Annotated in this window: 13 protein-coding genes and 2 pseudogenes; 6 read left to right on the forward strand and 9 right to left on the reverse strand. The window is 44.6% G+C overall.

Annotated elements, in window-relative coordinates:
* A complete protein-coding gene (locus MKX41_RS24230; RefSeq protein ID WP_076285021.1) occupies positions 1-906 on the forward strand; it encodes a DUF5643 domain-containing protein in 906 nt (301 codons plus the stop codon).
* A 103-nt stretch (positions 907-1009) separates the two neighbouring features.
* Here MKX41_RS24230 and MKX41_RS24235 read toward each other — a convergent pair whose 3' ends face one another.
* Positions 1010-1396: a MerR family transcriptional regulator gene (locus tag MKX41_RS24235; protein ID WP_076285022.1), complete on the reverse strand. Its 387-nt coding sequence runs from the start codon at positions 1394-1396 to the stop codon at positions 1010-1012.
* Positions 1397-1534: 138 nt separating this feature from the next.
* Between MKX41_RS24235 and MKX41_RS24240 the strand changes: the two genes are divergently transcribed.
* On the forward strand, positions 1535-2293 hold the full coding sequence (locus tag MKX41_RS24240; protein ID WP_076298076.1) for an SDR family NAD(P)-dependent oxidoreductase: 759 nt from the start codon (positions 1535-1537) through the stop codon (positions 2291-2293).
* A 55-nt stretch (positions 2294-2348) separates the two neighbouring features.
* Here MKX41_RS24240 and MKX41_RS24245 read toward each other — a convergent pair whose 3' ends face one another.
* Complete coding sequence (locus tag MKX41_RS24245) at positions 2349-3551, reverse strand: macrolide family glycosyltransferase (protein ID WP_340973512.1); 1203 nt, start codon at positions 3549-3551, stop codon at positions 2349-2351.
* Between the two features lie 200 nt (positions 3552-3751).
* On the opposite strand from MKX41_RS24245, the pseudogene MKX41_RS32350 reads away from it, so the two are divergent.
* From MKX41_RS32350 to MKX41_RS24255, 4 genes and pseudogenes are all read left to right on the forward strand, one after another.
* Positions 3752-4033 (forward strand): annotated as a pseudogene (locus MKX41_RS32350) (response regulator); the annotation flags it as partial.
* Positions 4010-4109: pseudogene (locus MKX41_RS32355) on the forward strand (DNA-binding response regulator); the annotation flags it as partial. The pseudogenes MKX41_RS32350 and MKX41_RS32355, both read left to right, overlap by 24 nt.
* Positions 4110-4138: 29 nt before the next feature.
* Positions 4139-4441: a winged helix-turn-helix domain-containing protein gene (locus MKX41_RS32360; RefSeq protein WP_410477466.1), complete on the forward strand. Its 303-nt coding sequence runs from the start codon at positions 4139-4141 to the stop codon at positions 4439-4441.
* Positions 4438-5862 (forward strand): HAMP domain-containing sensor histidine kinase, encoded by a 1425-nt coding sequence (locus MKX41_RS24255; RefSeq protein ID WP_340973513.1) that lies wholly within the window; start codon positions 4438-4440, stop codon positions 5860-5862. Before MKX41_RS32360 ends, MKX41_RS24255 begins: the two co-directional genes overlap by 4 nt.
* Before the next feature lie 12 nt (positions 5863-5874).
* Here the strand turns inward: MKX41_RS24255 and MKX41_RS24260 are convergent, their stop codons facing one another.
* The 7 genes from MKX41_RS24260 to MKX41_RS24290 all read right to left on the reverse strand — a co-directional run bounded on the left by MKX41_RS24260 (position 5875) and on the right by MKX41_RS24290 (position 13608).
* On the reverse strand, positions 5875-6483 hold the full coding sequence (locus MKX41_RS24260) for a hypothetical protein (RefSeq protein ID WP_340973515.1): 609 nt from the start codon (positions 6481-6483) through the stop codon (positions 5875-5877).
* Between the two features lie 125 nt (positions 6484-6608).
* Positions 6609-7973 (reverse strand): MATE family efflux transporter, encoded by a 1365-nt coding sequence (locus MKX41_RS24265; protein ID WP_076285028.1) that lies wholly within the window; start codon positions 7971-7973, stop codon positions 6609-6611.
* Positions 7974-8047: 74 nt separating this feature from the next.
* On the reverse strand, positions 8048-8707 hold the full coding sequence (locus MKX41_RS24270) for a dihydrofolate reductase family protein (RefSeq protein WP_076285029.1): 660 nt from the start codon (positions 8705-8707) through the stop codon (positions 8048-8050).
* 21 nt (positions 8708-8728) lie between these two features.
* Positions 8729-9865 carry a sugar ABC transporter substrate-binding protein gene (locus MKX41_RS24275; RefSeq protein WP_076285030.1) on the reverse strand — a complete coding sequence of 379 codons (1137 nt, stop codon included), beginning with the start codon at positions 9863-9865 and terminating at the stop codon, positions 8729-8731.
* Between the two features lie 15 nt (positions 9866-9880).
* Positions 9881-11821 carry an alpha-amylase gene (locus tag MKX41_RS24280; RefSeq protein WP_340973517.1) on the reverse strand — a complete coding sequence of 647 codons (1941 nt, stop codon included), beginning with the start codon at positions 11819-11821 and terminating at the stop codon, positions 9881-9883.
* A gap of 36 nt (positions 11822-11857) precedes the next feature.
* The gene (locus MKX41_RS24285; RefSeq protein WP_340973518.1) at positions 11858-12898 is read right to left on the reverse strand and encodes a zinc-dependent alcohol dehydrogenase; all 1041 of its coding nucleotides are present in this window, start codon (positions 12896-12898) and stop codon (positions 11858-11860) included.
* Between the two features lie 272 nt (positions 12899-13170).
* Complete coding sequence (locus MKX41_RS24290) at positions 13171-13608, reverse strand: helix-turn-helix transcriptional regulator (RefSeq protein WP_340973519.1); 438 nt, start codon at positions 13606-13608, stop codon at positions 13171-13173.
* Positions 13609-13618: the final 10 nt, after the last annotated feature.

Here is a 13618-nt window from a genome sequence, read left to right on the forward strand (position 1 = left end):
ATGAAGAAAATGACAACGAAATTGTCTGTAATTTTAAGTGCTGCTGTATGCCTTGGAGCGTTGGGAATGCCGGCTTTAACCCAAGCAGCCAGTGTTCAAACCGCCGCTGAAGCTTCCCTGAATACAACAAAAGTCGCCGATTCACACGATCAGCTTACTTTAAAGGGCAGTGCACAGTTTGACGGTAATTATATTAAGATCGATCTGAGCCGTGAGGGATCCCTGTTCTCAGGAATGCTCGCAGGTGTAACCTTGAACGATAAAGGTGAGCCTTACCTTGCAGAAGGAACCATTATGGCAGTAGACGCCAAGCTCACTAATTCAGGTGGAATTGATTTTAAATCACCACGCTGGATCAGTGATGGTGACGCCAACAAGGCGGTTGTTGTATTGCAGACCGGATGGCTAACTGAGCAGCAAAAGGCAAGCCTGGCTTCCTCTGAATTGAGCATCCATGTGAAGCTTAACGGAATTGAAGATCCGTATGTACTAAAGTTTTCTCTTAAGCAAGCAGGAGTAGCGCGTAACATTCAGCTACCAGCTTTAAAGAAAGACAACCAATTTGAAATCAAAACTAATCGTGTTGCTGTGGGAGAGACTTCTGTGCGCATTGCTTTAGCAGTTAAAGGGGTTGCTACCCAAGCACAGGCTTTAGGATATGATATTTATGATAATCTGGGAAACGAATTAGAATATATTGCACGGGAATCTGTTGCAACAACCCATAATACTGTTTCTGAAGATTTATTGTTCGAGGCGCTTCGCCCGGCCGCAGAATATCTCATTATCAGACCTTATCAAGCGGTGTTTGAAAAAGGCACTGCAGGGGCTTATAAAGTAGATGCCAAAGGTAATGTAGTTAAAAATTACAACAAGCAACTAGAGATCAAAATTCCTCTGAAATAATAAACGCTGCAACAGATCCATATGTATGAGGAAAAGGGGATTACCTGTTGGCCGTGAGGCCTGAGGTAATCCCCTTTTTCATGGATGAAGCGTAATTTTACAACTAATCATCCATAGACAAATCCAGTGTATTCCCTTTACTAATGAAGACCTTGTAATTAGCAATTTTGTCGTTCAGCATCTTCTCTGTCTCTGTTAAATGTCTGATTTGATCTTGAACTGAGCTTCTATGATCTTCCAGAAGATTCAAGCGGGCTTGGCTTGTATGTTCTCCTTCTAAATATAACTGGGCATATTGCCGGATTTGTGAGATGGGCATTTGGGTTTGTTTCAACCTCAGTACAAATCGCAGCCAAGCAAGATGAGTATCATCATATACCCTTTCTCCATTGGCATTGCGTAACGGAGCAACGATCCCTTCTTTTTCATAATATCTCAGTGTATATGTGGTTATCTCCAATAACTTGGATACCTCGCTAATCGTGTACATGCAAATCCTCTAATCTATTTTATTTTGAAAGTCACCCTGATTATAAAAAACATTTGCCTTAGAGTAAACTCTAACCTATATAATCAAATCGCTGTAAGATCGAATTACATTCTCGTAGAAAAAATAGGAGGAACTCACATGAAGTACACTGTAATTACCGGCGCTAGTTCAGGGATAGGTTATGAAACTGCCCTAGCTTTTGCTTCTCGTGGAAAAAACTTAATCCTTGTGGCCCGCAGAAAGGAACAGCTAGAGGAATTACAGTCTAAAATCGCTGGTATTCATCCTAATGTAGAGGTTGTCATTCAAACGATTGACTTATCCGTTATCGAGAATGCTTATACATTGTATGAAAGCCTGCAAGGATATTCCATCGAAACCTGGATCAACAATGCCGGATTTGGGAACTTTGCTTCAGTGGCCGAGCAAGATTTAAATAAAATAACTACAATGCTACATCTGAACATAGAAGCGTTGACTATACTCTCCTCTTTATTCGTTCGAGACTACTCCACTATTGAAGGCACGCAATTAATTAACGTTTCATCTGGTGGCGGTTATACGATTGTGGGCAATGCTATAACGTACTGTGCGAGCAAGTTTTATGTAAGTGCATTTACTGAAGGACTATCTCATGAGTTGAAGAGTCAAGGTGCACCTATGCAGGTTAAAGTGTTGGCACCTGCCGCAACAGAAACAGAATTCGCGAAACGTGCTTTCGATATCACGAATTTCGAATATCACGGCGCTGTGCGGAAATTCCATACCGCGAAGGAAATGGCTGGATTCATGCTTGATCTGTATGACAGCAATCATGTGGTGGGACTTGTGAATGGTTTGACGTACGAGTTTGAGTTGAGAGATGCTATTTTTAATTATGTGGAGAGTACGCGATAGGCTTGTCTCGAAAGTTAAACAAATATGGCCATCCTTCAACGGATGGCCATGCACACTAACCAAGATATTGACACTTCCATTTGAAAATCTCATCAACAGCTTGATGAGATCCACCGGATGTTCGAAAGGAATCTTTAGTCGTTGCAACAGCTTTTTGGAATGACGGAAGGGTGAGCACACGCTCTACAGCTTCACGCAGTTCAGTTGCAGTTAATCCTTGCATTTGTAATTTAATGCCCGCTCCAATATTGACGACTTGCTCCGCAATGATCGGCTGATCCGCACTTAGTGGGATTACAATTAGCGGAACCCCATAGTAGAGACCCTCATGCGCACTATTCATTCCACCATGTGTAATGAATATTTTTGTGTACTGTAATATATCCGTCTGTGGAACATAGTTTTTAACTATGAAGTTGGGAGGAATTTCTCCCAAATCATAGATTTGCACTTTGTTCCCAATGGACATAACAATCGTATAATCCGTATTCCCGAATGCCTCAAAACAAAGCTTATAGAAATCACTTGCTTGGTTGAAGACCGTACCCATTGAAATGTAAATTAGGTCCTTTCCCTTAATTGCAGAAAAATCAAAATGATCTGGCGTTAATCGTGAAGAGATGGAAGGACCAACGAATTTATACGATGGGTCGAAGGCTTCTCCATAAGGTTGAAACTCCCTTGTCGTATACACGATTGTAAGTGGTGCAGGATTACAGAACACTTCGTAAGGAGAGTGAATCTGCACACCATATTGTTCCTTTATTTTTATGGTCAGACTTTGAAATCTATCGTCTACAGCTTTTACTATTTCTGCAGGGGCTTCTGTGTAGAATCGTTCCATGACTTGATCAAATGATTCCTTTGTCTGTGCAAAAGAAGTACAAGAGTTGATTGCAGGAAGATTAAGAATTTGAGCCAGTAAACGTCCACAACCAAACATCGAATCATGGATGATGTAATCGAAATGCTCCCCCTTAATCTGTTCAAGAACGCTTGGTATAACGATATCCGCCGTAAGTAAAAGCCCATTGACTCTTTCAAGCAGATAATCTCTCCCACCTGAAATAAAGGCTTTTATAAATTGTTGAGCGTCCAATGTCCGTACTATAGCACCTGTCTCCTCCATACGCTCCCGAAAAGCTTCTATAGTGAAGTACACTACCTCCTCTCCACGAGAAATAAGCTCCTGTACAACGCCAATCGTTGGATTGATATGTCCCTCTGATCCAGCATTAATAAATAAGACACGTGCCATGCCTACCACTCCTCAGTTATGACCTAAGTTACGATGTATGTAGCTCCCTCTTTTGTCCTTTTCAATGTACCCATTATACGTTTATCTAAGAACCGACTTCTACTTATCAAAATCCCCATCCGATATTCCGATCCTAATTTTACCTAATTTTGCTATAATAATGAAATCATAGTTAGCAAAAAATGGAGAGTGATGAAAACATGGACCGGATTCTGATCGTCGATGATGAACCCGACATTCGCGAGCTTATTCGCTTACATCTGGAACGCGCCGGATGGGACATCGCCGAAGCGGGGTCTGGGCGGCAGGCGATCTTACAGCTACAAGCGCAGCCTTTCTCACTGATCGTTCTGGACATCATGATGGACGACGGTAACGGTTTCGAAGTTCTACGCTACTTGCGGGAACATCGTCCGGAAACGCTGGTCATTGCGCTTAGTGCGAGAAGAGAAGTGGAAGACAGAATCGACGCACTTGGACTGGGAGCCGACGATTACATGACCAAGCCTTTCAGTCCAATGGAGCTGCTGGCGCGGATACAGGCCCATTTCCGCAGGCACCATCCTGAGACCTCCAACCGGCCCCATGTGATTCAATTGAATAAACTTATTCTGGATATCGACAATTATGTACTACATAATGATGGGCAACAACATGGACTGACTCCAGTCGAATGCCATCTACTGCAAGTGTTCATGCTCAATCCTGATCGCGTACTAACAAAAGGAGAAATCTACAAACAAGTCTGGCAGCATGAAAACTATGACGCCAACAACCTCAGCGTCTTCATCAGCCGCATCCGAAAAATACTTGAAAGCGCACCCGGGTCCCAATCTAATCTTCATACCATTCGCGGCATCGGCTACCGCCTCTCAGGTGACGGACGATGAAGAGACGAACTAAGCTATGGCTGATGATGCTATCCAGTGCCGCAGGAAGCATTGTCTTGTTTATTACGATTACCCTAATGACCGGGAAGACTTGGACCCCGGGATATGATCTGAAGACGTTAAACGCCATCGCACAAGAAGCACTTACGGCTATAGAACGGCAAGACGCCTACTCGGGACCAGAGGTTCAACCCATTCTGGAAGAAGTACTACTCCCGCATTCCAAGATCCGCCTAGAGTGGCTGGCTGAGGACGGTTCGACGCTGTATGATTCCGCCGGCGAGAATAATTCCTACGACTTCCGCAAATTAGCCGACCGTGTTGACCATATGCCAAATAATCTTTGGGGTGAAAATACTCCGATCACTCTTACTTATTCCGTTGCCCATGATCATCGATCCTATTACATGTTATTGAGTTTATCCAGCGAAGACATGACATCTGGACAAATATATTTTTTTCTCCGAACGTATAAAGCTTTACTAACATTTATTTTACCTCTGTTACTGGCGTTGTTGCTTCCCTATCTCCTTTCCTTATGGTTCTTCTCTTCCACCGATCGTCGCATTACAAAACTGAACAACGCGCTGAACCAAGTCGGAATCCGAAGCGATGTCATCGTGCTGGAAGATACGTCGAGGGACGAGATCGCTCAGCTGACCCAACACTACAATTCAATGGCAATGCGTATCCAGAGCCAGTCTGCCCAAATTGAACAGTTAGAACATCGGCGAAGACTGCTCTTATCGGACCTGTCCCACGATTTGCGAACGCCGTTAACTATGATTTTGGGTTATGCCGAGATGATCCGTACCGGTGCGTACAAGAATGAGAACGAGCTTCAGTCCGGGGCCAAAATCATCCTGCAGCGTTCTCGCTACATGGATAAGCTGCTTGATCAGTTACTCGACATTACCCGTCAAGAAGAGCATTTACTTCGGCTTCAGCTTGCTCCGCATAACCTGTCGGAATTAATGCGAAAGATCGCAGCCGATTACCTCTTATTCCTGGACGATAAGAACATCGTGTTGGAGGCAGACATCCAAGATACGGATATCGAGGTTATGATCGACGCACCGCTGATCGAACGTGCTTTGCGCAACTTGCTGGACAATGCCGTTCGTTACGGTGAAGAAGGACACTATCTGGGAATTGGATTGACGGAGGAACAAGAGGAAGTGGTTCTCACGGTCAAAAACCGGGGTAAAGGGATCGCACGAGAGGATCGCGAGCGTATCTTCGAGCGTTTCTACCGCGCCGACGGTGGAAGAAAAGGCGAGGGACTTGGCATCGGGCTCTCGATCGTCAAGGAAATCGCGGAATTGCACCATGGCAGCGTGCGTTTGCTGGACGAAGCCGTGACGGAAACCATTTTTCAGATTAGAATTCCTAAGAAGTCTCCTAGTGAACATGAAAATTAACGTTGATCAAAGCTACGTTTTTCTGCGTACTTCTACGAATAAATAGAAGGAGGCGACGAGAGCGCCCAATGTTCCGCAAATCATATCCATCATCGTGTCGGTCAAACTACCATTTTGCGAATGAAGCTCAAAGAGATGATCCACCGTAAACTCATAAATCTCCCACATTCCAGCCATTGCAACAGCAAACAGGAACGCGAACCAAATGATGATGTTGGAAGGCAGACCGCCCAGCCCTTTACGCTTAGCCATCTTGATCAAGATGAATCGTCCTACGAAGAATAAAATAATTCCAGACAGCAGATGTTCAATCTTATCTAAATAAGGGATGACACCATACAAATTGAATAAATTGGCGAGCATCATCGTGATTGTGATAAAGACCAGCACCGAAAATTGAAGTGCGGGAGGCAGTTCGCTGTTGGTCCTTGTGATTAAGCCCTTAAAGAGTAACAGGACTAGAATGATAAGGGCCGCTTGAAATGTTTTATCATCATTTCCATTCAGGCCATAATAAACAATTGATACTCCGCAAATGAGGTAGAGAATCATTTCAAAAAAATAATTGAACCTATGGTTTCTAGAAGTTTCTTGCATAGCAGTTCCTTTCTGACTAGACATGTTTAATTAATTATCACCCGTTCAAAGCCACCCCATACGACAATCATATCATTAGTTATAAAAAGACTCCCGTGACATTCCCTTAAGCGGAAATACACGGGAGCCTTGAGCGATCCAATCAGCCCTTACATCGCTTTTTCAGCCAAATCGTTAACTAAATTTCTCATCCACTTCCGGGAGTAAATCCGGGCGTAGCCGAAGCCAAAACGGACAACCTCCTCAAGTGATATGACGAGATATACAAGGTAGACTGGCTGCTTCCAGACGTATGACAGCAACAGTCCGGAGGGGACACCTATCAGCCATGTCGCGGTCGATTCCATGCTGAACACGAACTTGCTGTCTCCCCCACTGTTTAGAATGCCGCCTGCTATAATCATATTGGAAACTTTGGCCCAAAGAAATCCAGCGAATACGATAACGATATATATGCTCATCTGTTTAGCATCCTCGGAGATATTGAATGCGGAGACATACAGCTTCGAGCCTGCCGCAATGATAACCCCGACAATTAGAGAGATGATAATGCCAAGACGAATGAACTTTTTCGCATGATCGAGTGCGATATCCGTTTCGTTCGCGCCCAAACGGTTGCCAACCAAAACCCCAGCTGCACTAGCCAGACCGGACAATAAGCCGATGCAAAGCCCTTGCAATGGGAAGGTAATGGTCATCGCCGTCATCTCCATCGTCCCCATGCGGCTATAGATGATCGCATATGCCGTTTCACCCAATACCCAGATCAATTCAGTCAGCAGCAGCGGATACGTCGTTCCAAAAAACTTGCGGATGAGCGGTTTAGGAATGATGAACAAGTTCTTTAACCCAACAGCGCCTGGTAAACGATATCGGTACACGGCACCAATGATCAACAAACATTCTATTACCCTGGAAATAAGGGTTGCAATAGCTGCGCCCTTCAGACCAAGCGCTGGAGCGCCGAAGTTCCCGTAAATAAGTACGTAATTCAGTATAATATTCAAAACAACAGCAATTAAGCTTACATACATCGGCCATTTGGCATGGCCCGTACTACGCAAAATCGCGGAATACATCATCGTGAGCATGACAGGTACAAAGCCGATCGACATGATCTGCAGAAAAATATACCCATTATCTATTACATTCACATCTGTCGTGAACATGCTCAGAAAAAGCGGTGAATCGATGAAGACAGCCGCAGAAAATAAGAACGAGAACGCGAAGCCGACGATCAGTCCAAGGCCCAGCACCTGGGAGACGCTTTTGGAATCTTTGTTCCCCCAAAACTGGGCTGCATAAATAGACACACCCGTCGATAAACCAGCCAAGACAACCGCGATGATCCCATATATTTTGGTGGACATCCCCACCGAGGCAATCGCCACATCTCCAAGCTGCCCGACCATCAACTGATCCGTCAAATTGAGCAATGCCATCAGTAAGCTTTGAAGCGTAACGGGTACAGCGATTTTATACACACTTTTGTAGAAGTTCTCTTTCTCTGACATGGATCATTCACAACCCCCATATTCTCGATTTTACCGCGTCCATAGCCATTCGCAGTTTATGACTTCGTGTGAGGTTATATCACTTTTTTGTAGCGCATGAGCGTATAATTATCTTTTGGCTGAATTTCTACAACCTTGAACTTTTTCGCAAAGCACAATTGCTGATATCCGTCTCCATCCACTAAAGTAATGTTCGTGGAACCGCCTATGATGATCGGAAGCTGCATCAGAATAATTTCATCGACGATGTCCTGATCGAAGATATGCCAGTTCAAAAAGCCGCCGCCCTCGACCATCAAGCTGGTAATCCCGAAGTTGTCTTCCAACTGACGTTCAAGCTCCACGAAATCGACTTTATCCTCACCGCAGATGAGGCACTCCTTCCCTCTTTCCCGGATCTGCTTGATTTTATATTCATCCCGTCCTTTCTCGGTTGTGACAATAATCGTCCTCCCCTCATCCGAGAGCACATTGCTATCCAGCGGAATATCCAAGGTGGACGTCGGAATGATCCGGATTGGATTTTTGTTCTCCTCATACCGATTAGTAAGAAAGGGATTGTCCGTAAGAATTGTATTTTTGCCGACCATAATGCCCTGCACATTCCCCCGGAATAGATGAATGAATTCCATATCCTCACTGGAAAACAAAGAAAAAAGCTCCTTACTCGAATTACCAGCTCCCATAGTGAGCTTACCGTCAATCGAAATTTGGCTGAATATCGTTGTTTTCATTTGTCTTCTCCCCGTCTCTTTTTAGCTTTTATATGCGCCCCAGAATGCTTGGATGGTCTGTTCAATTTTTTTCAATGCTTGTTCAGAATTGCTTAAGGGCAGCTCGGTTAGACCCGCATTTAGCGCCTCCCATACATGAATCATGAAGGGGTAAGTCGGCATCGGCCGTGCGTGCTCCAACAGCGATATAATCATCTTTTTGTTAGGCGTAGCAGAGGCAGCTAGACGGTTCAGCACCTCTTCCTGAGCTGGAATCCGCTGTACACCCAGCGTCCACATGGTTTGGCACTCATCACTCAGCATAAAATGCGTGAACGACAAGATATCTTCCCGCTCCTCCGATGTTAACGAATGATTCGGGTAAATCAAGCCGATAGAAGAAGACATGGATAGCGATTGCTGGCCTTCTATGACCGGAAGCTGGCAGACCGCAAGCCTGTTGTTCATCTGCTTGTCCAGATGGTTATAAATCCACTCTCCACAAATAATGGCGCCAATCTTACCGTCAATAAACTGCTCTAGCAGTCCTGTGGAACCGTCGAGACTGACGAGCACGCCTTGATCCATCTTGTCATGGATGAACTCAAGTGCTCGCTTCATTTCAGGGGTTACGATATTCGGCTTTCCATCCTGAACAGGCCAACCACCGAAAGCTGTAAGAAACGGAATAAACCAATAACCCTGCTGTAAATCTGCTCCAATCGGTATGATGCCTTGAGCGGACAACCTCTCTGCTGCCTCTTCGAACACTTCCCATGTCGTCGGCGCACTGGCGTAAATCTCCGGATTGTAATACACAACCAAATGATTGCCCCGTAATACCGGGATACCATACTGAACACCATCCAGTTGCATCGTTGAAAGTGCCCCTTCAGTCAATGCATCATCAAATAGCCAGCCCGGTACCTCAGAGTAAAGGCCATTCTCAACATAGGAGGACATATCCGCAGGAACCATCGCCAGATGCGGACCTTGATGGGTGTCCTTAATTTGGTTCAGGCGCGCAGTCAACTCCGTAATGTTCATCACTTGTGGCGTAATTTGTACGCCGAAGCGCTCTGTATACAGCTTGCAAATTCCCTCCAACACCTCAATCGAGGTATCTCCCGGACCGTCAAACTCATGCCATAACACAATTTCTTTGTTCTTCTTTTCCATCGCTGCCTCTCTCCCTTAACTAACTTGTCTATGATTGTTTACGAGCACTAAAGCCTGATTTGGTGCAAGCAGTAAGCTGTCTAACGTCTGACCTGCGATGCTGCCCGTTAAGGAACTATCCAGCGTCACGGTCATTGGGTACCGCCCAGGTACCGCAGCCTTCAAATCAACTTGACAGGAAGCATCAGCACTCAAGTTAAAGCAGCAGAGCAGCGTCTGTTCGCCATGCATATACCCGTACAGAACTGTACCTTCCGGTGATTGAGCCACGAAAAAGTTTTCTGGCTTCACTAGCTGAGGCCAATCTTTCTTGAATTCACTCAGCTCCGTCAGCAGCGGCAGCATCGGTGCAGGATTAGTCCAATTAATTTGCATGACGTTAAAAAAAGCGCGGGAAATCTCCTCTCCGTTCGTGTTGTCGCCAAGACCACAGTTGAGTGGCTGCTCCTCATTCATTTCATAGCCAGTCGTCACGTATGGAATTGCATTCGGAAGAAATTGATTAAAAACCGCAATCATCCGAGCCACCTCAACACCGCCACGGCTCGTGATCCGAGGCGTATCTGCTGTTTCTGCACAGGCGAACACATGAATGTTTAACTCAGGCAGCTCCTCTAAGAATGAAACGAGATTGTCCTTATTGATTTGCGTCATGACATTCCATCCGCTGCCAAGCATAATGTTGTAGCCGGTGCTCGCCGCCTTCTTGTGATTACGATTGAACAAATCTTCGCTGATCAAGATTGCATTCGGATTCAACTCTTTAATCGTGTCAAAAATACGAGTCAACAGCGGAATAGGAAGTACATGTCCGATATCGATGCGGAAGCCATCAATCCCATACTTTTCGAGATTAAACCGTACGGCCTCCTCCAGCACATCCCACAGCTCCAGATTCGGCTCCTCACCCGGGTAGTCATTGCATTTAATCGTATCAAAAAGAACATATGGTGCCTGATCCGAACTTATAAGATGTCTCACTTGCGGAGAAAAGTCCTTGTAGAGGCGCAAGAACGTAATGTCTGTCCAAATCGGCTGTACATCGTTAATCCAATCCGAATGTGCGGGAGCAGTCGTTATCCCCATCTCTTGCTCCACCAAAGTTAATAGCTCATCTCCAGTTTTAGCAGCCTTCTCTTTTAACTGCTGCCAAAGGATTGGATGAAGTTCATTGGGCGGCGGCGAGAACTTCCGCAGAAATGCTGCGGTTTCCTGGCTGTGGTAGACCGTCTCCAATTTGTCAGGCGTACACTCCTCAAAGAATCCAAGCTCAGGAATCGATGGCGGTGCAAAGCCTTCTAATTCCTGCATTTTGATCCAATACACCCATTCAGGATGTTCGGTAATGAACGCACTGTTTTTCGCCGTTACACGGGGAATGAAATCAACAACAGTCTTAATATCAAGCAAATGACAAGCTTCTACCAAAGCGCTGAGCTCATCGTGGATCGTAAACTCCTCCATACCATCCAGCAGGCTGTCGTGTAGGTTCTGATCCAAGTGGAATAACGATTGCACAGCGTAAGGTGACCCGATATCTCCTTTCAGATTCAACTTGCTGTACTGGTTCACTGGAAGCATATACAGAATATTGATGCCCATTTTTTTTAACAGCGGCAGAAGAATAAGGAATCTTAAAAAAGTGCCGGATTCAATTGTTCCATCATGGTTGTAATCCCAAGCCGTCGAATAACGAATTAATGAAGAATAGATCGCGCTGTCGTCTAAATTCGTGCGTTCCTTGAGCGAATATCTCCACGATAGCTTGTCTACATACTTCAAATGCTCTGTCAAAAAATCATACGGATGTACACAAATTTCACCGTCTTTTTCGAAAAGAACACGCTCATATTTGCACTCATTCCACACAGCAGGAATCCAAATTGGCGCGACGTCTTTATCTTTGTGTGTAGACAAGTAATCCTGAACAAGTCTAAATTTGCTTTCTTTGCCCATTAACAGATCCACCTCTCGTTGATTGCAGTTCTACGTTTAGGGAACAAAAACCGTCTTTACGGTGTCACTCCCAACCACCTTCAAAGAGTTCAATTCATAGCCGATCAACTCGTTTATTGCTGCCTCGTGCTGATTGAGCTTAACTTTTCTGGTCACCAGTTTCTCCAGTTCAGGTGTCTCAGCGGCAAACCGCAAAGCTTCCTCGAACATGTAGCGGTATTCGCCTGCTGCGATAATTTTGATTGCATGCTGTACGAATCTGGTAGGGGAAAAGGTGTACCGATACTTCGAATTAATTCCAAAAGGAACAATGCGCCCTCCTCGCTCAATCCATTCCTCCGCTACTTCGAGCTGAGTGCCCACCGTATCGATAATCACATCAAACTTATGTCCCGCGCAGATTTTATCTACGGTAGCTTGATTTAATTGGGATGGTGTTAGAGCAAAATCCGAGATCTCTCTAGCAAATGCCAACCGATAGGGATTAATTTCCGTCGCTACCGTGAGCGCAGCTTTTGATTTACTCACCATTTGACTTAACAGCCCCATTGGACCCGATCCAAGAATGAGCACCTTATCGTCAGCCGTGACATTAGCTTCTTTGAAATTGTGCAGCACACAGGCAAGCGGCTCGATTAATACCCCCGTCTCCCAGCTCATATGATCAGGTAAAAGGTGTGCAAACGTTTGTACAGTTGAGAAAAAAAAAGTGAATGTCCCATTTCGATTCAAACCAGCAATAGGCATCCCATTTCCATCGGAACCTATACATAAGTGCGGCTGTTCTTTCAAGCAAAAATAACATTCATTGCAGCTTTGATTCGGATCGATAACTACTCGGTCCCCCACCTTAACACGGTCAACATTACTGCCAATTTCAATTACGGTCCCCACAGCCTCATGACCGCGAATGATTCCTGGAACTCCTTCCTCTTTACCGGTTATGACCGCTAGATCTGTTCCACAAATGCCTGTCATCTCAATCCGAATCTTAACTTCATCCGGGGTTACAATCTGTGGCTCTTCCCATTCGCAGAGCTCTAGCTTATCATTGGATGTCCACACCAGCGCTTCCATACTCATTCTTCCTTTCATTTTTCCTATTATCCATTTTCAACCAGAATATATCATACCTCCCATGTAAAAGTAAGGTGAATATTGTCGTAAAATGTTAAAGATTACATTTTTAATATACTCATCGCATAAGTAAGCGCTTTAAATAATATAAAAACCTCCCCCTCGAACGCTTCGCTCAGGGTTAAGCCATCTTTACTTGAAGATATAATAAAACGGCCTTAATCCAATTAAATTAGGACCAGGACCGTTAATCGTGTTAATTTCTTTATATTTCAATAATATGCTCTTAATGAATCATTAAGCCGTCTCTTCATTTCATTGCGCACATACTCAGGTTCAATGCATTGGCACTTATCGCCGAAGCTCATTAGGATTCCATAACCATAATCATCTTCAATAAAATCAAGATAGGCATAGAATTTGCCGTTGCCTAGGGGAGTAATGTTCTCTTCCCCGCAATAATCCAACATCCTGTCGAGGATAGAATGGTCTAGCTGCAATTTTATTCTTTGCATTTTCCTGGACATGGTATCTGTAAACTCTGAAAATGCTAGAGGAATCTCACGCATAACAAAACAATCTTCCATTCTCTCCAGTTCCGATATGCGGGATAGCTTGAATACTCGAAATTGCTGCCGCTTTAAACAATACCCCTGCACATACCAATGATTTTCTTTCAATAACAGACGATGAGGTTCAAGGGTCCGCATAAACTTATCC

The organism is Paenibacillus sp. FSL R5-0475, assembly GCF_038004585.1.
Classification (GTDB): domain Bacteria; phylum Bacillota; class Bacilli; order Paenibacillales; family Paenibacillaceae; genus Paenibacillus_AQ.